This window comes from Rhizobium hidalgonense (genome assembly GCF_005862185.2).
Taxonomy (GTDB): domain Bacteria; phylum Pseudomonadota; class Alphaproteobacteria; order Rhizobiales; family Rhizobiaceae; genus Rhizobium; species Rhizobium hidalgonense.
In genome coordinates, this window is the sequence record NZ_CP054027.1 from 1,301,753 (window position 1) to 1,321,240 (window position 19,488).

Annotated in this window: 20 protein-coding genes and 1 pseudogene; 11 read left to right on the plus strand and 10 right to left on the minus strand. The window is 61.4% G+C overall.

The features are described from left to right. The first annotated feature begins 4 nt into the window (after positions 1–4). Positions 5–346 carry a tRNA-binding protein gene (locus FFM81_RS06085; RefSeq protein ID WP_138384983.1) on the plus strand — a complete coding sequence of 114 codons (342 nt, stop codon included), beginning with the start codon at positions 5–7 and terminating at the stop codon, positions 344–346. Positions 347–354: 8 nt separating this feature from the next. On the opposite strand, the gene FFM81_RS06090 is transcribed toward FFM81_RS06085, so the two are convergent. Then, positions 355–1,056 (minus strand): MBL fold metallo-hydrolase, encoded by a 702-nt coding sequence (locus FFM81_RS06090; protein WP_138384984.1) that lies wholly within the window; start codon positions 1,054–1,056, stop codon positions 355–357. Between the two features lie 287 nt (positions 1,057–1,343). Between FFM81_RS06090 and FFM81_RS06095 the strand changes: the two genes are divergently transcribed. Together FFM81_RS06095 and FFM81_RS06100 are read left to right on the plus strand one after the other, a co-directional pair. After that, complete coding sequence (locus FFM81_RS06095) at positions 1,344–1,961, plus strand: DUF1236 domain-containing protein (RefSeq protein ID WP_138384985.1); 618 nt, start codon at positions 1,344–1,346, stop codon at positions 1,959–1,961. Between the two features lie 186 nt (positions 1,962–2,147). Next, complete coding sequence (locus tag FFM81_RS06100) at positions 2,148–2,417, plus strand: hypothetical protein (RefSeq protein WP_003581133.1); 270 nt, start codon at positions 2,148–2,150, stop codon at positions 2,415–2,417. A gap of 81 nt (positions 2,418–2,498) precedes the next feature. Here FFM81_RS06100 and FFM81_RS06105 read toward each other — a convergent pair. Beyond that, positions 2,499–2,655 (minus strand): annotated as a pseudogene (locus FFM81_RS06105) (branched-chain amino acid aminotransferase); the annotation flags it as partial. Between the two features lie 212 nt (positions 2,656–2,867). Between FFM81_RS06105 and FFM81_RS06110 the strand changes: the two are divergent. The 3 genes from FFM81_RS06110 to FFM81_RS06120 are packed head-to-tail and all read left to right on the plus strand — an operon-like array spanning position 2,868 to position 5,461. Further along, entirely contained in the window at positions 2,868–3,359 is a 492-nt protein-coding gene (locus FFM81_RS06110; RefSeq protein WP_138384986.1) for a MarR family winged helix-turn-helix transcriptional regulator, read from the plus strand. Beyond that, positions 3,360–4,061, plus strand: coding sequence for a response regulator (locus tag FFM81_RS06115; protein WP_003565469.1), 702 nt, complete (start codon positions 3,360–3,362; stop codon positions 4,059–4,061). A gap of 23 nt (positions 4,062–4,084) precedes the next feature. Then, positions 4,085–5,461, plus strand: a complete 1,377-nt coding sequence (locus FFM81_RS06120) for an ATP-binding protein (RefSeq protein ID WP_138384987.1) — start codon at positions 4,085–4,087, stop codon at positions 5,459–5,461. On the opposite strand, the gene FFM81_RS06125 is transcribed toward FFM81_RS06120, so the two are convergent. Continuing rightward, a complete protein-coding gene (locus FFM81_RS06125; RefSeq protein WP_138384988.1) occupies positions 5,458–5,916 on the minus strand; it encodes a winged helix-turn-helix transcriptional regulator in 459 nt (152 codons plus the stop codon). The two genes, FFM81_RS06120 and FFM81_RS06125, sit on opposite strands and share 4 nt — an antisense overlap. Before the next feature lie 35 nt (positions 5,917–5,951). Here FFM81_RS06125 and FFM81_RS06130 point away from each other — a divergent pair, with 35 nt between their 5' ends. Next, on the plus strand, positions 5,952–6,824 hold the full coding sequence (locus FFM81_RS06130; RefSeq protein ID WP_138384989.1) for an oxidoreductase: 873 nt from the start codon (positions 5,952–5,954) through the stop codon (positions 6,822–6,824). Between the two features lie 61 nt (positions 6,825–6,885). On the opposite strand, the gene FFM81_RS06135 is transcribed toward FFM81_RS06130, so the two are convergent. From FFM81_RS06135 to FFM81_RS06145, 3 genes are all read right to left on the minus strand, one after another. Beyond that, positions 6,886–7,347: a BA14K family protein gene (locus FFM81_RS06135; protein ID WP_138385017.1), complete on the minus strand. Its 462-nt coding sequence runs from the start codon at positions 7,345–7,347 to the stop codon at positions 6,886–6,888. Between the two features lie 147 nt (positions 7,348–7,494). Further along, entirely contained in the window at positions 7,495–7,710 is a 216-nt protein-coding gene (locus FFM81_RS06140) for a cold-shock protein (protein WP_003561293.1), read from the minus strand. Positions 7,711–8,197: 487 nt separating this feature from the next. Further along, on the minus strand, positions 8,198–9,088 hold the full coding sequence (locus FFM81_RS06145) for a DMT family transporter (RefSeq protein ID WP_138384990.1): 891 nt from the start codon (positions 9,086–9,088) through the stop codon (positions 8,198–8,200). A gap of 96 nt (positions 9,089–9,184) precedes the next feature. Here FFM81_RS06145 and FFM81_RS06150 point away from each other — a divergent pair, with 96 nt between their 5' ends. Then, positions 9,185–9,658, plus strand: coding sequence for a DUF3052 domain-containing protein (locus tag FFM81_RS06150; protein ID WP_138384991.1), 474 nt, complete (start codon positions 9,185–9,187; stop codon positions 9,656–9,658). Positions 9,659–9,662: 4 nt separating this feature from the next. Here FFM81_RS06150 and FFM81_RS06155 read toward each other — a convergent pair whose 3' ends face one another. The 4 genes from FFM81_RS06155 to FFM81_RS06170 all read right to left on the minus strand — a co-directional run bounded on the left by FFM81_RS06155 (position 9,663) and on the right by FFM81_RS06170 (position 15,924). Continuing rightward, positions 9,663–10,805, minus strand: a complete 1,143-nt coding sequence (locus tag FFM81_RS06155; RefSeq protein WP_138384992.1) for a PQQ-dependent sugar dehydrogenase — start codon at positions 10,803–10,805, stop codon at positions 9,663–9,665. A 59-nt stretch (positions 10,806–10,864) separates the two neighbouring features. Beyond that, complete coding sequence (locus FFM81_RS06160; RefSeq protein ID WP_138384993.1) at positions 10,865–11,638, minus strand: class GN sortase; 774 nt, start codon at positions 11,636–11,638, stop codon at positions 10,865–10,867. After that, positions 11,628–14,012, minus strand: coding sequence for a marine proteobacterial sortase target protein (locus FFM81_RS06165; protein ID WP_003565452.1), 2,385 nt, complete (start codon positions 14,010–14,012; stop codon positions 11,628–11,630). The genes FFM81_RS06160 and FFM81_RS06165 overlap by 11 nt, the downstream gene beginning before the upstream one ends. A 238-nt stretch (positions 14,013–14,250) precedes the next feature. After that, positions 14,251–15,924 (minus strand): ArnT family glycosyltransferase, encoded by a 1,674-nt coding sequence (locus FFM81_RS06170; protein ID WP_128399454.1) that lies wholly within the window; start codon positions 15,922–15,924, stop codon positions 14,251–14,253. A 233-nt stretch (positions 15,925–16,157) separates the two neighbouring features. Between FFM81_RS06170 and FFM81_RS06175 the strand changes: the two genes are divergently transcribed. The 3 genes from FFM81_RS06175 to FFM81_RS06185 all read left to right on the plus strand — a co-directional run bounded on the left by FFM81_RS06175 (position 16,158) and on the right by FFM81_RS06185 (position 19,454). Next, positions 16,158–17,360 carry a pyridoxal phosphate-dependent aminotransferase gene (locus FFM81_RS06175; protein ID WP_025416721.1) on the plus strand — a complete coding sequence of 401 codons (1,203 nt, stop codon included), beginning with the start codon at positions 16,158–16,160 and terminating at the stop codon, positions 17,358–17,360. Between the two features lie 283 nt (positions 17,361–17,643). Continuing rightward, positions 17,644–18,549: a glycosyltransferase family 8 protein gene (locus FFM81_RS06180; protein ID WP_037091469.1), complete on the plus strand. Its 906-nt coding sequence runs from the start codon at positions 17,644–17,646 to the stop codon at positions 18,547–18,549. Between the two features lie 47 nt (positions 18,550–18,596). Next, a complete protein-coding gene (locus tag FFM81_RS06185; RefSeq protein WP_003565444.1) occupies positions 18,597–19,454 on the plus strand; it encodes a hypothetical protein in 858 nt (285 codons plus the stop codon). Positions 19,455–19,488: the final 34 nt, after the last annotated feature.

Genomic DNA, 19,488 nt, shown 5'->3' on the forward strand with positions numbered 1-19,488 from the left:
CGATATGGCCGAAGAGATCACCTACGCCGATTTCGAGCGTGTCGACATCCGCGTCGGCACGATCATCGAGGCCAGTCCCTTTCCGGAAGCACGCAAACCGGCATTCAAGCTGGTGATCGATTTCGGCCCCGAGGTCGGCACGAAAAAATCCTCAGCCCAGATCACCGTACATTATACGCCGGAAAGCCTGATCGGCCGGCAGGTGCTCGGCGTCGTCAATTTCCCGCCGCGCCAGATCGGGCCGTTCCGCTCGGAAGTGCTGACACTGGGATTCGAGGACGAGAATGGCGCGATCGTGCTTGCGGCCGTCGGGCAGCCGGTGCCGAACGGCCGGAAGATGATGTGAGCGTCAGCTCACATCGTTTTATCGGTCGTTTCGGCTGATGCGCCCGCGCCGGATGCCCCACTGGCCCTGATTTCCTGCAAAAATGGATTGCTGCGCCGCTCATCGCCGATGCGGCTGCCGGGGCCGTGGCCGCAGATGAAGCCGACGTCGTCGCCGAGTGGTAGCACCTTGTCGCGGATCGAATCGAGAAGCTGCTGATGATTGCCGCCCGGCAGGTCGGTGCGGCCGATCGAGCCGTTGAAGAGCACGTCGCCGAGATGGGCGAAATTCTGCGCACGGTTGAAATAGATCACGTGGCCAGGGGCATGCCCCGGCGCATGATAGACCTCGAATTCGTGGACGCCGAAAGCGATCTTGTCGCCATCCTTCAGCCAGCGGTCGGGCACGACGTTGCGCAATCCCGATATGCCGTATTTTTCGGCCTGGGTCTCGATCCGCTGCAGCAGCGGCAGGTCGTCCTGATGCGGGCCGACCACGTCGATGCCGAGGGCTTCCTTCAGTTCGCTGGCGCCGCCGGCATGGTCGAGATGGCCGTGGGTCAGCCAGATTTCCTTGATGATCAAGCCGTTTTGCGCGATCGCCTGCAGGATGAGCGGCACGTCGCCGCCGGGATCGACGACGACACCTTCCTTGGTCTCGGGATCGAAGAAGATCGTGCAGTTCTGCTGGAAGGGTGTCACCGGAATGATGCCGGCCTGGAGCATGCCCATAAGCGCCTCGCTTGGTGTCTCGGATGCTCAGGGTATAGTCCGAAACGGCGGGAAGGGCAGCTTGATTTTTCCGCTTCTGCGGTGTGTTTCACGGCAAAATGACCGGCTGCAACAAGAATTTATGCGTTTCTCTGTCCTTGCGAAGGAGCGGAAAATTCCATTTTTAGCAAGCTGTTTCAATTACTTGCATGAAGTCGCTCGCGAGCGGCCTTTCCCCGTGAGAAGCACAAGGGAACATCGTGGAACGCCGTGCGTTGTCCGGCCATCGAAACCAAGGAGACGCTCACATGACCTTGAAAAGAAACATTCTGCTGGCTGGAGCCGTGCTCCTGGCGAGCGGTGGTCTTGCGCAGGCGGAGATGGTGGCGACGACCGTCAATGATCTCAACGTCCGCGCCGGTCCCGGCCCGCAATATCCGGCAGTCGGTCTTGCCACGCGTGGCTCGACCGCAGTGCTGGACGGCTGCATCGAAGGCAGCCGCTGGTGCCGCGTTGACGTCAACGGCATGCGCGGCTGGGTCTATGCCGATTATCTGCAGGTTGACCGCGGCGGCACACCGGTCATCGTCGAACAACACCGCGCCGAGATCGGCGTTCCAGTCGTGACCTACGAGTCGACCGCCAGCGTTGTTCCCGTTGACCCGCAGCCGGCCCCGGGCGACGAGTTGCTCGGTCCTGTCGGGGCTGTCGAGACCATCACCCCGCCGGAGACTGTTCGCACCTATATCGAGACCAATCCCGGCCAGACGGTGCAGCTCGGCGGCGATGTCGTCGTCGGCGCAGAGGTGCCCGCCGACGTTACCTTCCAGTCGATCCCGGACTACGAGTACCGCTATACCAGGATCAACGACCGGCCGGTGCTGGTCGATCCCGGCACACGCCGGATCGTCTACGTTTACCAGTGATGTAACCGGTAAAAGCACAATGAGGCGGTCGCTGGCCGCCTCGTTTTCAGCCCGTCCGCCTGCTCCCTTGCCTCCCGCATCGGTTGATTTTTTCTTAACGCTTTCTTCCTTAATATGATAAAATGCTAATATGCTGAAGGTTCGGCATATAACGGCGATCGGGGAGATCGCCAGAGGAGGAAAGTCATGGAAGCGCTACTTCCGCTCGTCATACAATTGATATCGGGTGCCATCGGCGGCAATGCCGCCAGCGCCGCCTTGAAGCAGCATGCGATCAATGTCGTTGCCCGTACGATCGCAGGGGCGATCGGCGGTGTCGCCGGCGGCATGCTGCTCGGCATGGTCGGTGGAGAAGCGGCTATGACCGGCCTGATCGCCGACGGCATCGGCGGCCTCATCGGCGGCGGCATTCTCTCGACGCTCGCCGGACTGGTCATGGCACGGGCGCATCGGTAAATGCCCGGCTATCCAGCCGGACCGATTGCGTGAAAAGTCTTATCCGGCGGTGATCGCCGCCGGATCGCGCGCTCGACGACCCGTCTGGTGGGTGATGCCGTCCAGGAAGCAATCCGGGGTCGGCGCGTCTATGACGCCGTCCCCGACGAGAAGACGTTGGCCCTGTCGCTTCGGCGGCCTTGCCACGATAATCGAGCATCCCCGCATCCGCATAGCCGATGGCTTCGGCGGCGTGCTGAACCTCCTCAGGCGCTTCAAGCGCCATTCCTGTTGATTGTTATCCCCAATACGTTTTATCCACAGACGCAAGAGGAATTGTTTTATTGCATCGGAAGTTCCGGGCGAGCCTTGGTTTCCGAACATGCCAGAAAAATGAGAGGTCGGGCGGGTTCCCGCAAAGTTCGGCAAAGCAGTTTCCCGCAATATGCGGAATGAGAAAGGGAATGCCGCGTGTCACGACAGACCGGCCCGAAAACAGCCAAGCCAGAGCCGCTGGCCACGCCGATGGAAGATACTGACATCATCGATTTCGAGATCATCGAGCTGTTCTTCTTCGCCTATCGCGACTTCGTTTCCGATCCCGACGCCATCCTCGAAACAAGCGGCTTCGGGCGGGCGCATCACCGCGTCGTGCATTTCGTCAACCGCAACCCCGGCATGACGGTGGCCGATCTTCTCGATACGCTGAAGATCACCAAGCAGAGCCTTGCAAGGGTGCTGAAACAGCTGATCGATTCAGGCTATATTCGCCAGGTGGCAGGGCCTGAGGACCGGAGGCAGCGCAAGCTTTATCCAACGAAATCGGGACGAGAGCTGGCGCTTGCCCTTGCAGAGCCGCAATCGCGCCGCATTGAGCGGGCATTCGAAGGGGCTTCTGCGGAGGTGCGGGAGGGCGTAAAAGCTTTCCTCAGAGGGATGCGGGACAGACAGAAGGCGGATTGAATGGCGGTCAAGACAGGTATTTCCGACGATGCGGCGCATCTGCTGGTGGTCGACGACGATTCGCGCATCCGCGCGCTGCTCAATCGTTATCTCGCCGAGAACGGCTTCCGCGTTACCGTCGCCGCTGACGGCGCCGAGGCGCAGCGCAAGCTCGCGGGTCTCGATTTCGACCTGATCATCATGGATGTGATGATGCCCGGCGAATCCGGCATCGACGTCACCCGCGGGCTTCGGGCCATCAAGAACGTGCCGATCATCATGCTGACGGCGCTGGCGGAGTCGGGCAACCGCATCGAAGGCCTCGAGGCCGGTGCCGACGACTACCTTTCCAAGCCCTTCGACCCGCGCGAACTGGTGCTGCGCATCAACAACATCCTGCGGCGCAATGCCGGCGGCGAGGGACCGAAGATCGAACAGGTGATGTTCGGCCCCTACACCTTCTCGCTGACCCGCAAGGAGTTGAAGAAAGCCACCGAGGTCATCCGGCTCACCGACCGCGAGCAGGAGATCATGCTGCTCTTTGCACGGCGCGCCGGCGATACGATCCCCCGCCATGAACTGATCGGCAACGATACCGAGGTCGGCGAGCGGACGATCGACGTGCAGATCAACCGGCTGCGGCGTAAGATCGAGGATGATCCGGCCAATCCCGTCTGGCTGCAGACCGTGCGCGGGATCGGATACAGGCTAAGCATCGACTAGGATAGAGGCCAGGACCGGCGCTGATGGTGACGATCGACAGCTTGCGGCGGGAAGACCGCAGTTCTGCGCCGGGTTGGCGCTGGATCGTCCGCTGGCTGCGCCGGCGGCTGCCGACCGGGCTTTACGCGCGCTCGCTGCTGATCATCATCATTCCGATGGTGCTGCTGCAATCCGTCGTCGCCGCCGTCTTCATGGAGCGCCACTGGCAGATGGTGACGGAGCGGCTGTCGCTTGCCGTCACTCGTGACATTGCCGCGATCATCGAGATCATCGAGACCTACCCGCAGAACTCGGATTATAGCGAGATCATCCGCATCGCCCGCGATCAGCTCAGCCTGCAGATCTCGATCGAGCCGGACGGCGACCTGCCGCCGCCGCGCGTCAAGCCGTTCTTCTCGATCCTCGACGGCATCCTCAGCGACGAGATCACCGACGAGATTCACCGGCCTTTCTGGATCGACACGGTCGGCAACTCGAACCTCGTCGAGATCCGCATCAAGCTCGACAACAAGATTCTCAGGGTGCTGACCAAGCGCAGCCAGACCTATGCCTCGAACACGCATATCTTCATCGTCTGGATGGTCGGCACCTCGCTGGTGCTGATCGGCATCTCGATCCTCTTCCTGCGTGGACAGATCCGGCCGATCCTGACGTTGGCGCGCGCGGCCGAAAGCTTCGGCAAGGGGCAGAAACCCGATAACTTCTATCCGCGTGGTGCCGACGAGGTTAGGCGCGCCGGCCTTGCCTTCATCCTGATGCGCGAGCGAATTGAACGGCAGATCGAGCAGCGCACCGCGATGCTCTCCGGCGTCAGTCATGATCTGCGCACCATCCTTACCCGCTTCAAACTGCAACTCGCGCTCGCCGGCGATAATCCCGACCTGCATGGGCTAAGCGACGACGTCAACGATATGCAGGCCATGCTGGAGGCCTATACGGCCTTCGCACGCGGCGAGGTCGAAGAGGATGTCGGCGAGCTGAAACTCAGCGAGATCTTCAGCAAGCTGGAATCCGATTTCGCTCTGCACGGCAAGACATTCAGCTATTCCATCGAAGGCGATGACGACATATCCGTCAGGCCGAACGCTTTCATGCGTCTTGTCACCAACCTAGCCTCGAATGCGCGTCGTTATGCCGGCAGGCTCGACATCGAAGCCAAGCACAATGCCAAATGGCTGACCGTCATCTTCGACGATGACGGACCGGGCATTCCGGAAAAGAGCCGCGAGGACGTGTTCAAGCCGTTTTTCCGGCTGGACGCGGCGCGTAACCTCGATGCGTCTGGTACCGGCCTTGGCCTTGCGATCGCCCGCGACATTGCCCGCAGCCATGGCGGCAACGTCACGCTCAGTGACAGCCCGCTCGGCGGACTGAGGGCAACGATCCGCATTCCAGCCTAATCATCGGCAGCATTTAGCTTCACGGCTTTGCGTGCATCGAAATCGTCCAGTCGCTCGACGATCCAGCGCCAGAGCGTGACGACCTGCATCAGGAGGTCGCGGCCGAGCGGCGTCAATTCATACTCAACGCGCGGCGGAATCTCGGGATAAAGCGTGCGAATGACGAGGCCGTCGCTTTCGAGGGTGCGCAGCGTCTGCGTCAGCACCTTCTGGCTGATACCCTCGACCCGCTCCAGTACGCGCGAGAAGCGCAAGGGCGCGCCGGCATCGGAGAGCGCGTGCAGGATGCGCAGCGGCCACTTCGCCGCCGCCCGCTCGATCAAGGCGCGCGCCCGCGCATCCTGTTCATCGGTCATGTTGCAGCAGAAATCGAAAACGTCGCTGGTCAAGTTGGTTACCTCCCGGTGCGTATGGATCTTCCTGGTACCTTCTTTCGATCGGAAACAATAGAACATACATGGGCCGGGAACCAATCAAGGAGAGGTTTCCGATGTCGAAGGTGTGGTTGATTACGGGGAGTTCGCGCGGTCTTGGCCGGGCGCTGGCGGAGGCAGTGCTCGCCTCAGGCGACAATCTGGTGGCGACGGCGCGCGATCCCGCCCAGCTTGCCGATCTTTCCGAGCGTTATGGCGGCCAGGTTCTGACGCTGGCGCTCGACGTGACGGACGCGGCGGCGGCGGCTGCAGCCGTCGAGGCGGGCGTCAAGAGATTCGGCCGCATCGACGTGCTCGTCAACAATGCCGGCTACGGCAATGTCGGCTCGATCGAGGACACCAGCCTTGCCGATTTCCGCGCCCAGATCGAAACCAACCTGTTCGGCACGATCATCATGAGCAAGGCGGTGATCGCCCTGATGCGCGAGCAGGGGACGGGGCATATCATCCAGTTCTCATCCGTCGGTGGTCGCATCGGTCCTGCCGGGCGCGGCGCCTATTCGACGGCGAAATTCGCTGTCGAGGGTTTTTCCGAGGTGCTGGCGAAGGAAGTGGCGCCTTTCGGCATCAAGGTGACGGTGATCGAGCCCGGCGGATTCAGGACGGATTTCGCCGGCGCCTCGACCGTGCTTGCCGAGGGGCGGGCGGAATATGCGGAGACGGTCGGCGCAACGGTGCGCTTCCAGCGTGAATATGACGGCCGCCAGCCCGGCGATCCCGCCAAAGCGGCTGCGGTCGTCATCCATATTGCCGGTCTCGACCAACCACCGCTCCGGCTTCTGCTCGGCAGCGACGCGGTGCGTAATGTCGAGAAAGCGGATGCTGCGCGCATCGGCGCCGATCGGGAATGGCGCGCCGTCAGCGTCTCGACCGATTTCGACCCGGATGCCGAGGCGGGACTGATGCCTTGGGACAAAAAGGCCGGTTGATAAGGCACAAAACAAAAGCGCCGCTGAGGAGCGGCGCTTGGTATCAGGGATCGTCGAGCGATCAGCCGGCGGTGCAGAAATGGCTGCGGCCGTCATTGCCGATATAGGTGCCGCTGCGCGGATCGAAGGAGCGGTAGCGGTAGGAGCAGTAACGCTCCCATTGCGGCGTCCAGGGTTCGACGGCGGTGCGGACCGGCGCGTAGTAGCGCGGCTCCTCGACATATTGCGGCTGCTCGACATAGACGCGGCGCGGGGCGCGGTAGACCGGGGCGGGCTCGTAATAATCCGGCTCGTAGGCCGGGTCGATGTAGCGGCGTTCTTCGTAAGCCGGACCGTTATTGGCGTTGGCGATTGCCGAGCCGACGATCAAGCCGGTGGCGAGACCGACAGCGCCGCCGACGAGGGCGTCGTTGTTGTTATGATGGCGCCAGTGGCGGTCGCGGGCCGAGGCCTCACCGATGACGGAGAGAGTAAGCGCAGCAGCCGTTGCCGTCAGCAGAAGAGTTTTGGCGAGCCTGTTCATAACCATCAAGTCCTAATCCCGGAAACCGAACGCCGGCTCCTTCTCGATGGTGTTAGTCCTAAGGAGCTATAGCTGAACGAAGGCTGAACGACAAAACCCGGCATTGCTGCCGGGCTTCAACTCGAATTCGACAGCCTTGTTAAGGGCTCAGCCCGCAATCTGCAGATTGACGGCCTTGGGGCCCTTGCCGCGGCGATCCGGCTCCGTGTCGAAGCTTACCTTCTGGTTTTCCGTCAAACCGGCCAGCCCAGAGGCCTGAACGGCAGAAATGTGAACGAAGATATCGGCGCCGCCCCGGTCCGGCTTGATGAAGCCGAAGCCCTTGTCGGTATTGAAGAATTTTACAGTCCCAGTCTCTGCCATGCTTCAGGTCCTTTTCTCTCTGCCCGCCATCCACACGGGCAGCATCATAGCATTGCCTCCTTGCGGGGAGGTGTTGGCAGGCAATTCTTGAAATGTGAGAAAAAGGTCCCCTCTACCTCGGCCTGTTCCAGACAGGACTTTCGCCCACCATTTTCGGAACCGGCTGACCGGGATATTAGCGTTCCCGGCGCGCAAATACTTAAGGACTTCCCATGCTCGCAAAATGCCCGAACGCGCCGAGATTGCTGCGATAAACGAATTTTGGCAAGTAAAAGTTTTTTGCCGTGTCGTTCGTGGCACACCTGCTCGGATAGCCAATTTGCGCAAAAACGCAAAATTTCCTTCGCCGATAGGGAATGATTAACGTTTTATATCGTCTGCAATATAATTTTCGAGGAGATTTTCCCAAAAGTGCAACGTGAACGCGTCTTTTCGAATTCGACAAATTTTTTCTGGAGAGGCCATTAACCCATATTTGGACGCGTGTTCAGGCGGCTGGCAGAGGTCGCCGGACGAGTCCGGGCACGAGTTCGACTACAAGCATAGCGATAAACATGAGCGCGCAACCAGCATAACCGCTCGCCGGCATTGTCTCGCCGAGCAGCAGAGCGGCAAGCGAGGCGCCGAAAAGCGCTTCGGAGGAGAGGAAGATCGCGGCCTGCGAGGGCGTTGTGTAACGCTGGGCGATCACCTGCAGCACGAAGGCGAGGCCGGAGGAGAAGATACCGACATAGAGGATTTCAGGTCCTGCGGCCCATATTGCCGATAGAGTGATCGGTTCGACCGCTGCGGCAATCGCGAGCGCGCAGGCCCCGGTGACGGCGAATTGCGTGGCCGAGAGTGCGAGTGGCCTTCCGGTCGCAGAAACGGTTGTGCCGGCAAGGGTGATCTGGATTGCCCAGAAGAGGGCGCAGGCGACGGTCAGAAAATCACCTGATGTGAGGGCCGAGAGATGACCGCCAGACAGGAGATAGATGCCGGCGACGGCCATCAGCGCGCCCGGCCAGATGATCCAATGCGGGGCACGGCGCAGGAAGAACACGGCGATCAGCGGAACGAAGACGACATAGAGGCCGGTGATGAAGCTGGAATTCGTCACCGTCGTCGTCTGCAACCCGACCTGCTGCGTGGCTGCGCCGCTGAAAAGGGCAAGGCCGGTGAGGATATAGAGTTTCGCATGGCGGGCGCTTGTCTTCGCCTTAGCTTTGCGCGCTTCAAAAACGACGAAAGGCAGCACGGCCAATGTGGCGACGACAAAACGCAGCGCGATGAACCAGAAGGGCCCGATCGCCTTCATCGCCGTCGATTGCGCAACGAAGCCGCCGCCCCAGATGGCGGCTGCAAGCAATAGCAGGAGGTTCGCCTGAACGCGCGTCATGTCGTCCTCGATGGGAAGGGGTGGCACAAGCGGTTAGCAGTTGTCTTTTCTCTAGGCAAGGCTCAAGACGTCAAAGCTGACGATGGAGGTGAGGGCATGCGAGGCGAAGAAGGCCGGCCGGCCGGCGGCATGGCGGCGGCACCCGGGACGGCAGGCTACTCGGGCACGCCGCTCGTCAGGAAGCTCGGCCTTGTGCCCGGGCAGACGGCGGCGCTCCTCGGCGTTCCGGAAGCGATCGGTGACATCCATGGCTTCGGTGGGTTTGCCTCGGTCGCCCTTGCGCTTCCCGAAACGCCTCGGCGGGCATTCGACTATATGCATCTGTTTGTGACTGAACGAGAGGCGCTGGATTCTATCGCGCCGACGCTCTTCGGTGCTCTGAGGCCGGACGGTATGCTCTGGATCTCCTGGCCGAAGAAGAGTTCGCGGGTGCCGACCGATGTCACCGAGGATGTGTTGCGAGAGATCCTCCTTCCCACTGGGCTTGTCGACGTCAAGGTCTGCGCTGTCGATGAGATCTGGTCCGGACTGAAATTCGTCATCCGCAAGGAGCTGCGCGGCGCCTTGTGATCTTTCAGCCGTTATTGGCCTCAGCGCGTGAGACCCTGAGCAGCGCGCCGTTATCCTCGTCCGTCACCATCAGCAGTGCGCCGTCGGGCGCGACGATGACATCGCGGATTCGGCCGTATTCGCCCTCGAACAAGCGCTCTTCGGCGACGAAGGCGCCGCTTTCGTCACGCTGCATGCGCGAGAGCAGCTGGAACTTCAGCGCCGCGACGAGGAAGTTGCCGTCCCATTCGGGAAACATGGCGCCGCGATAGACGGTCAGCGCACCAGGGGCGATCGACGGATCCCAGTAATGCAGCGGCTGTTCGAGCCCTTTCTTGGCGGTGCCTTCGCCGATCTCGGCGCCCGAATAATCACGGCCGTAGGTGATGATCGGCCAGCCGTAATTCTTGCCGGCCTCGGGCTGATTGATTTCGTCGCCGCCGCGCGCGCCGTGTTCGACTGTATAAAGCTTGCCGTCCTTGGTATCGAAGGTGATGCCCTGCGGGTTGCGGTGGCCTTTCGACCAGATTTCCGGCAACCCCTTGCCGCCGTCCTTGAAAGGATTGTCGGCCGGGATGCTGCCATCGGCGTTGATGTGGATGATCGAGCCGGCGTCGTCCCGCCAGTCCTGCGAGCGGTCGCGGTCGCCGCGGTCGCCGACGCTGATGAACAGCGAACCATCACGGGCAATGGCGATGCGCGAGCCGTACTGGATGTTGCCCGAGGTGAAGCGCCGCATGGTGAAAACCGGTGTTACGGCATCCAGTCTCTTTTCGTCAGCGGAAAGCGTGGCGCTGAAGGCCTCGGTCCCCGAGCCCTGTCCATTGGCGATGGCGGCGGTGAAATAGAGCTTTCTCGACGTCGCAAAGTCCGGAGTGAGCGCCACATCCATCAGGCCGCCCTGGCCACGGGCGCTGACCTTGGGCACGCCGCCGATCGGGGCTGAGACCTTGCCCTCGCGGACGATCCGCATGCGGCCCGGCCGCTCGGTGACGAGATAGGCGCCATCGGGCAACACCTCGACCGCCCAGGGATGTTCGAGGCCCTCCGCCAGTTTTTCGACACGAACCGTGGGACCCTGCGTGCTGACGGTATCGGCCGCGTTGGCCGATAGGGCGCCCGCGAAGACCAGCGCTGCGGCGAAATGGATGGCGGATATTCTCTTCATCGTTGCTCCCTGTCGTTTCTCATCCGGAACGTGGAGCGGGCAGGGGACGGGTTCAAGCCTCATTCGGTCTGCAATAACGGCTTTGTGTTTGCCGGTTGAACGGAGCCGGTTGCCTCGCCGTCGACCAGTTCGGCTTCCAGGATGTAGCGCAGCGGCCCGCGTTCGGTCGCATCGAAGGGCCAGCAGGTGGTCAGCACCAGGCGGCGGCCGTTGGACGAGGGGTCGATGCCGCTGGCATCCCATGCGGCGATGCGGCCTTCGCCGGCTTTGAAGGTCAATAGTTTGCCGTCACGGCGGGTGACCACGATCGTGTCGCCGGGCTTTACATATTGCAGCCAGCGGAAATGCGTGTCGCGATGAGCGGCGATCACCGAGGTGCCTTCCTCGCCGGGCTGCGGCGTATCGGTGAGCCAGGCCGGGCCGAAGGCGAGGGCTTCGCCGGAGGCGCCGGAGAGCACGATCGCCTCCTTGCCGAGGCGCGGTGCGCGCACCTTGGCCTCCGTGCTGAAATCCGCCCAAGGCCAGGGTTTTGTCTCCTGGCCCTTGAGTTCCGCGGCGAAGGCGCGCTTCAGCAGGATCTGAGAGAGCTCGGCCTTCGCCTTCATCAGGAAGCCGTCGCCGATCAGCGCCAAGCCGTAAAGGGCAAGACCGGCGATGGCGACGGCGATCGCTTTTTCGATCGAGGAAAGACGCCAGAGAAAGAAACCCTTCCTCTGGCGCACCTTGGGCCTGTCGTGGGCCGTGGCGGCGGCCATGGCGAGTTCCAGATAGGTCGGAAGCGGCTCGAATTCGGCCGCTTCCTCGTTCCGGCTTGCTGAGAGCCTAGAGACCATTTGGCTTGGCTCCGACCGCAATCATGCGCTTGATGCGCCGGCGCCAGACGGCCAGCCCGCTTGCCGCCGTCAGCGCCAGGAGCAGCATGGTAAGCCCGCGGATGATCTGCTCATCGGCGCGCGTCGCCGTTTGCGGCAGGTTCACGGTCGAGCTCTTCTGCGCGATCAGGGTGGCGGCCTTGGCGGTCGGGGCTGCGGCCATCATGTTTGCGATCTCAGGAGATGCAGCGAGATCCTGCGTTTCGGCCGCGGCTTGCTGCGGTCCGGCGCTTCCTGCAGGGGTAGCTGCGCCATGACGTTCTCCGCCGCCAGGAGGAACAACGTTTTCGCCGAAGACCTTATCGAAATCCCAACCCTCAGGCAGGTTGAGCGGCAGCTTCGCCGAGTCCAGCGGCTCGCCTGCCGGCCGCGACGGAGTGACGTCCACGGCGACCAGGCTGGTGAGGCGGGAGACGAGATGGTGGGCGAGCGCCACCGTCTCGATATCCTTGTCGAGCCCGGCCGGATCCTGGCGCTCATAGGCGCGGGCTTCGAAATCATCGATCTTGCGCCGCGCCCAGAGCTTGGAGATGCCGCTGCCGTCGGCGGCATTGGCGATATTCATTTCGACCCGCCAGGGCTGGTCGCCCGTCTTGCCGATGATTTCAAGCTTGCCGGCGGGCTTATCCTCAGGCAGTTCCGCGGTCAGAACGACAGGCTCGCCGCTATAAAGGTCCGGCATCGGGTTCGGCGTGATATCCTCGGCAGCAATGCCTTCGAAATTTGCGGCAATATCGGTCATGGCCGGGTTCTGCAGCTTGGCAAAAAGCTCGCCCATACGGCTTGCCACCTGATCGGTGGAGCCGATCTGAGTGAAGGTACCACGGCCGATTTCGGCGGCCTTGGTCATGAAATAGGTGTTCGGGGCCGAGCCGATGCCGACGGTGAAGACGCGGGCATCGCCGCGGTTTGCGGTGATTTCCTGGAACAGCTGCTGTTCGTTGCCGATCGCACCATCGGTCAGGAACACGATCTGCCGCAGTGCGCCGCTGGCGACCGACCCCTGATTGCGCAGCGCGTCCTCGAGCGCGGGCAGCATCTCCGTACCGCCGTCGGCGGTCAGGCCCCTGACATAGGCAATCGCCTTTTCGCGGTTGTCTGGGGTGGCAGGGACGAGACCCTTGAAATAGTCGGTCATCGTGTCGTCGAAACGGATGACGTTGAAGCGGTCGTCGGGATTCAGCCTCGAAATGGCGAGCGCCAGGCTCTGCCTTGCCTGCTCGATCGACGGGCCGGACATCGAGCCGGAATTGTCGATGACGAAGACCACTTCACGTTTTGCCAGGGGCGCTGCCGCATCCGGCGCCGTGGGCGGGGTGACGAAGGCGAGCAGATAGGTCTTGCCGTCCTTCACTTCGCGGAAGAGGCCAGCGCTCGGCAGCTTGCCGGGCGCGGGCTTCCAGGTGAGCTCGAAATCCTTGTCGGCGGGAACGGCTTCGCCCTTCAGGCTGATCGTTCTTGCCTGGTTGCCGTCTTGGCGGATATCGACCTCGTGGAAGGAGGATTTGACATCGCCGAGCAGGAAGCCGGCCTTGAGGTCGACGGTCAGGGAGACCGGATTGATCTTCGCGTTCTCGCGCGGATCGAGCACCGGGGCTTCGATCTTGTCGCGGTTTTCCACCGGGTCGCGCGGCGTGGCGAAACCGGCGCCATTGTTGAACTCGACGGTCTGGACGATCGGCGCCGGATTGTAGCGCGGGGCGACCACCATCGGGAAGCGCAGCGAGAACTCGCCACCAGACTGGTGGACGGTCTGCTGATATTCGACCTGCACGACGATCTCTTCGCCGGGGCCGATATTGGCGACCTGGTTGGTGAAGATGTTCGGCCGCTGCTGTTCGAGCAGCGCCGTCTTCTTGCCCTCGGCCTTGGCCTGTTCGTAAATTTCGCGGGCTTCCTGGCGCGGCTTGATCTGGCCTTCGATGAAGCGTTCGCCGATCTGCATCTTCAGCACATCGACGGCGGAATTGTCCGGCAGCGGGAAGACATAGGTACCCTCGACCCAGCCCTGGCTCGGGTTTCGGAAGCGCTGCGTCACCTTCACTCTGGCGATCGGGCCGGAAACATCGATTGCAACGTCGGTCTTCAGCCGCGGCGCTTCGACATAGAAGCCCGGCTCCTTCGACGGAAAGAGCAGCGAGCCGCTGTTGACGTCGTTCGGCCGGACGAGGGCCGCGAGCTGGCCGGAGGCCTGTCGCGCCTCGGCGCGGGCGCTGGAGGCAAGCCCCAGCATCGCCGTGACACAGGCGACAAAGGCGGTGATGGCGACAAGAAATGAAATGGAAATCCGGCGGGCGCGTATGCGCCCTATGGCATATTCGTCTTCCAGAAACATTGGCATACCCTCAATAACCAATTTTGGATAACGCAATGATGCGGCTTCGATCTCGGCGCGCTCGCGACCGAATTGCGGCGCGGCCCGGCATTTGTTGCGGCTTATTCGTGGCGACGACGAAATCCGACGATCTCTCTGATTTCAAAAGACATAGGGGAGGAAAAAGCGCGATCGTCGCTACCGCGAAAGTGCCGGATGCCGCCGAGGCGTCACCGATCATTCGCCGCTGTCGCAGCTCTCATGGACGGGTGATCCGATAGACCAGGAAATCCGCCGAATCCACAAGCTTGGTTGCGGTCTTGTCCAGATATTTGATGACGCCAACATGATGCTCGATGAACCGCAGATTCTGATGATCGGTGGCGTTCTTTGTCACGCCGAACAGATCCGCGCCTTGCGCGCGCAGTTCCTCGAGTTGCGCAATCGCAGTGGCGTCATCCGCGACGAATGTCGACCAATCGGCGTCGCCTCCGCCGGGCGGGAACACCCAGCCGCGCGTCCTGCTGTAATAGACTGCGACGGGATCGCCGACGTCTGGCGCGGTGGCGACGACGAGATCGCCCGGTTTCGCCAACCGCGCCAGTTCCTCGCCAAGCAGCTTGCCGTTCATGGCGATTGGCTTCTTCATCGTCCTGACAAGGGGAAGGGTCGACCAGGCAAGCGCCACGGCTACGATGCAGACCGCGCGAAGCGCCACAGCCGGCTTAACAATGGCCCTCGATGAAAGCGTTGCCAGGAGAAGCGCGCCGTGGCCCGAGAACATCGCGACCGGCACATGGAAGATGTGGAAGTTCCACACATTGGCGGTGATCTCGCCCGCCGCCGCCAAATAGAGGATCGTGGCCGCTGCCAGCCAGACATACGGAATGGCCGAAAGTCTGCGTCGCTCCGGATCATCGGCAGGTCTGGGTGGTATCCATAAGCCGACCGCCAGCAGCATCAAGAATGGGTAGCCGTAGAACCACCAGACCGACGTGTTCCACGCCGATTTGATGTAGAACCTGTTCTTCACGTATGCCCAGAAGCCGCCATCCCAAATATAGCCGCCGCTGCCAGCGATATGAAACGGCGGATAATTACGGCCGAGATAAATGGCCCAGCTGTAATAAGCGGCGACGATAGCCAAGCTCACAAGCCCCCATAGGAACACCCGGGTCGCCTGCTTCTGCTTCTTCTCCAGAACCCAGCAAACCATCAAATAGAAGATGACGGCGCCGGCGACGAGGCCTGGCGGCTTTGACAGTGCACCGAGCGAGACGCTCGCCGTGGCGAGGGGCAAGAGCCAGCCGCTGCCGCCGGCCCAGTATTTGACGAACAGCCAGACGCCGAGAGTCACGAGGGCCAGCATCGCGGGATCTGGAAGAAACGAGCTGTCGATCATGATCGCCGCCGGCATCAGCGCATAGGCAAGCGCCGCCGCATGGGCGTGCATCTCGCTCCAGCATTGTGCCGTCAGCCTATGCAGCGAAAACACGGTCACCAGCCCGAAGAAGGCCGCAACCACGCGGCCGAACCAGTCGTGCCAGCCGAAGAGTTGGTAGAGCAGGGCAGTGAGATAGCTGACGATCTGGAACTCGCGGCCTTGATAGCTTGGCCCTGGCCCGGTCCAACTGACCTCCGGAAAGAAGATGTTCCAGCTGCGCTGATGGAAATTGTCGGCCATCATCGCGGTGCTTATCTCGCGCCAGCTGAAGCCATCGACCAGCGGCAAGGTGATCTTGTGGAACCTGAAGACGATCGCAATGATCAGGATCCCCAGTAGGATCGCCGTGTCGAGGTTCAGATAGTTGCGACGAGCCATGTTCCGGCCGATGGTCTGTTGCGGATATCGCTGATCTTCGGCCTGGTTCAAATCCGGACCGTCTGGCGCGATACGCAGCGGCGTGGAAGGCTGGCGGGGCAGCTTTGTCATGCCGGCAGTTCATCAGCAAAGTCTGAAAAAGCAATTCACCCAGATTGATTAGTGACTCCATCCCTCGTGCAAACGGACGGCTGGCCTGTTCACCGGTGCGGCAAAAGGATCAATAAGAATCATTGCCCCCATCACGCCTTTGCGCTTGAAATGCCGTGATACATTGGACATAGAGCTAACCGCAGAACTCCGGTCGCGGCTTTCTGCCCGTTTCAACCATTAGGACCGATATCATGGCCTTCCTTGCCGATGCTCTTTCCCGTGTGAAGCCTTCAGCCACCATCGCCGTTTCCCAAAAAGCGCGCGAGCTGAAAGCAAAAGGACGCGACGTCATCGGCCTCGGCGCCGGCGAGCCTGATTTCGATACGCCCGAGAATATCAAGAAGGCCGCCATCGACGCGATCAACCGCGGCGAGACGAAGTACACGCCGGTTTCCGGTATTCCTGAGCTGCGCAAGGCGATCGCCGCCAAGTTCAAGCGCGAGAACGGCCTGGAATATTCCTGGGAGCAGACGATCGTCGGCACCGGCGGCAAGCAGATCCTGTTCAACGCCTTCATGGCGACGCTGAATCCCGGCGATGAAGTCGTCGTCCCGGCGCCTTACTGGGTGTCCTATCCGGAAATGGTGGCGCTTTGCGGCGGCACGCCGGTTTTCGTTTCGGCCACGCAGGAGCACAATTTCAAGCTCCAAGCCGCCGATCTCGAAAAGGCGATCACTCCGAAGACCAAGTGGTTCATTTTCAACTCGCCGTCCAACCCGACGGGTGCGGCCTATACGCATGACGAGCTGAAGGCACTGACCGACGTGCTGGTCAAGCATCCGCATGTCTGGGTGCTGACCGACGACATGTACGAGCACCTGACCTATGGCGACTTCAAGTTCGTTACACCGGTTGAAGTCGAGCCCAGCCTCTACGACCGGACGCTGACGATGAACGGCGTCTCCAAGGCTTATGCGATGACCGGCTGGCGTATCGGTTATGCTGCCGGCCCGCTCCAGCTGATCAAGGCCATGGACATGATCCAGGGCCAGCAGACCTCGGGTGCGACCTCGATCGCCCAGTGGGCGGCTGTCGAAGCGCTGAACGGCACCCAGGACTTCATTCCTGCGAACAAGAAGATCTTCGAAGGCCGCCGCGATCTCGTCGTTTCCATGCTGAACCAGGCCAAGGGTATTGTCTGCCCGGTGCCGGAGGGCGCCTTCTACGTCTACCCCTCCTGCAAAGGCCTGATCGGCAAAACGGCTCCGTCGGGCAAGGTCATCGAGACGGACGAAGATTTCGTTTCCGAGCTACTGGAAACAGAAGGCGTCGCCGTCGTTCACGGCTCTGCCTTCGGCCTCGGCCCGAATTTCCGCATTTCCTATGCAACGTCGGAAGATCTGCTTGAGGAAGCCTGCCGCCGCATCCAGCGCTTCTGCGGCGCCTGCAAGTAAGCTGTTTGCCGTCATATCGATCCAAGGCCTGCCGGTGACGGCGGGCCTTTTCTTTGCCCGGCGTTGACGATGTGGCTGCATCCTCCGGCATTGCGACTATAGCTCACATCCCGATTCAAGGCGTTGCCGCATTGAATCTGCTTCGCCTCGCAAGTCGTTGAATTCCGATTCAAATCGTGACAGGGGAGTGCTGGTGGGGCGGGTGATCGGCGGTTGCGGGCGGACGCCAAACCAACTAGATATCCGGCATCAAGTTCAATTTGCCGCTTCGGGGGGCCGGATTTTGCAGCAGAGTGCCGTCATCGTCTGTTCGGATGTCAACATGCTGCCGGCCGCCTGCTGCACCCTGCTGTCCGTCAAGCGCAATTTGGCGAAGGCCGGTGTAGAATACCTCCTTCTAGGCATCGACCTCAAGCCGAACGAGGTCGCCGAGATCGACAATTTTGGGCGGCTTCACGGGATGGCGATCAGGGTACTGCCCTATAGGACGCCGGATGCCGGCCTCCAGGCGCGGGGCCGCTGGTCGGCCGCCACGCTGGCGCGGCTCTACATGGACCGGGATATACCCGACCATATCGAGCGCCTGCTTTACCTTGACGCCGACGTACTGGCGGTTGCATCAGTCGATGAACTCTTCACCCTTGATTTTCAAGGCAGGGCGCTTGCCGCCGTCGATGACTATGTCATGGCCTTTCCCGGGAAATCAGGCGCCCGGCAGCGCAAGATCGGCGTAGGCGAGGGCGGCCGCTACTTCAATGCCGGCGTGCTGCTGTTTGACTGGTCGGCCTGTCGGGCGAAGGGGCTTTTCGCCAGGACCCGCGACATCTTCGAGGAGCGGTCGCATCTGTTCGAGAACAACGACCAGGATGCGCTGAACGTCACTTTCGACGGCGACTGGCTGGTGCTCGATCCGCGCTGGAACACGCAGACGGGGCTGCTGCCTTTCGTCGCCCAGCCGGCAATCTTCCATTTCACCGGCCGGAAAAAACCGTGGCAGGCGACCGTTCCTTGGGTGCACCGGCGGATGGCCAAGCACTATGCCGAGGATCTTCACAATACGCCCTGGGCTTCCTTCTGCAGGCAGCCGTCGATGACGGGCCGGGTGGCGGGCTTCCTCGCGCATTTGGGAAAGCAGATCGGCGGGCTGGCGCGGCTGGCACGGATGCGCGCCTATTTCAGCAACAACTAGTCGCGCGGTCAGAGCGCATCGTCCTTGGAAAGTGCATGTGAGGCGATATGGAAGCAATCCCCAGCGATAACAAGGCTATGACCGGATTTAATTCCCTGACGCCGGACGCGTGGAGGGCACTGCTATCGCGCTATTCCCATATCGTGCTCGTAGCAAACAGCGAGGCGGTCGATCTTGAGCGGCTGCGAAGCGAATTGCCGGAGACGACACTCTACGTCTTCTTCAACAAGGTCTACAAGGTGCTCGACGAGCCATTTATCGGCCATTCGATGCTGGTTGCCCGCAGCGACGTGATGGGCGCCCATATCGTCCACCGGCGCGAGGTGGCGGATGTCCTGCGCTTCTTTGGCGGCGATGATTTCCTCGGCGTCGTCAACATTCGGGTATCCGCGGAGGAAAATCTCAGCGAAAGCGGCCGCTTCGAAGGCGCTCAGGTCCGTCACCTTGATCTAGCGCAAATGCTCGTCGGCCTCTATCCGATCGGTAAGATCGCGACGAGTGGCTTTGCGGTAGCGCTGTGGCTCGCCGATCTGCAACTGCCGGCCAAGATACTGCTTTCCGGCTTCTCCGCAAAACGGAGCGAGAAGTGGAAGGTCTTCGACGTTCACGACTGGACGTTCGAGCAGATCTTCCTGCGTCTCTTTGCGCGCATGGGTTCGATCTCGATGATGGGCGGCGTCGATGCCAGCCCCTATTCGGCGCTCGCCAAACGGTTTCCTGAGGTGCCGCCGATCGAGATCGCGATGACCGCGGCGGAGGTCTTGTCGGAGAGGCTCGACAATACGAACACGCAGATCGACAGACTGATGTCAGTTACCAAATTCATCCGGTCCATCGACAATTTCTTTCGACGGTTCAAACCAAAAACCCGCAAGGAGCGTTTTCTCGAAAAATCGAAGGAATGACTGTCGTAATCCGTTGCTTACAGGTGTGGTGGCC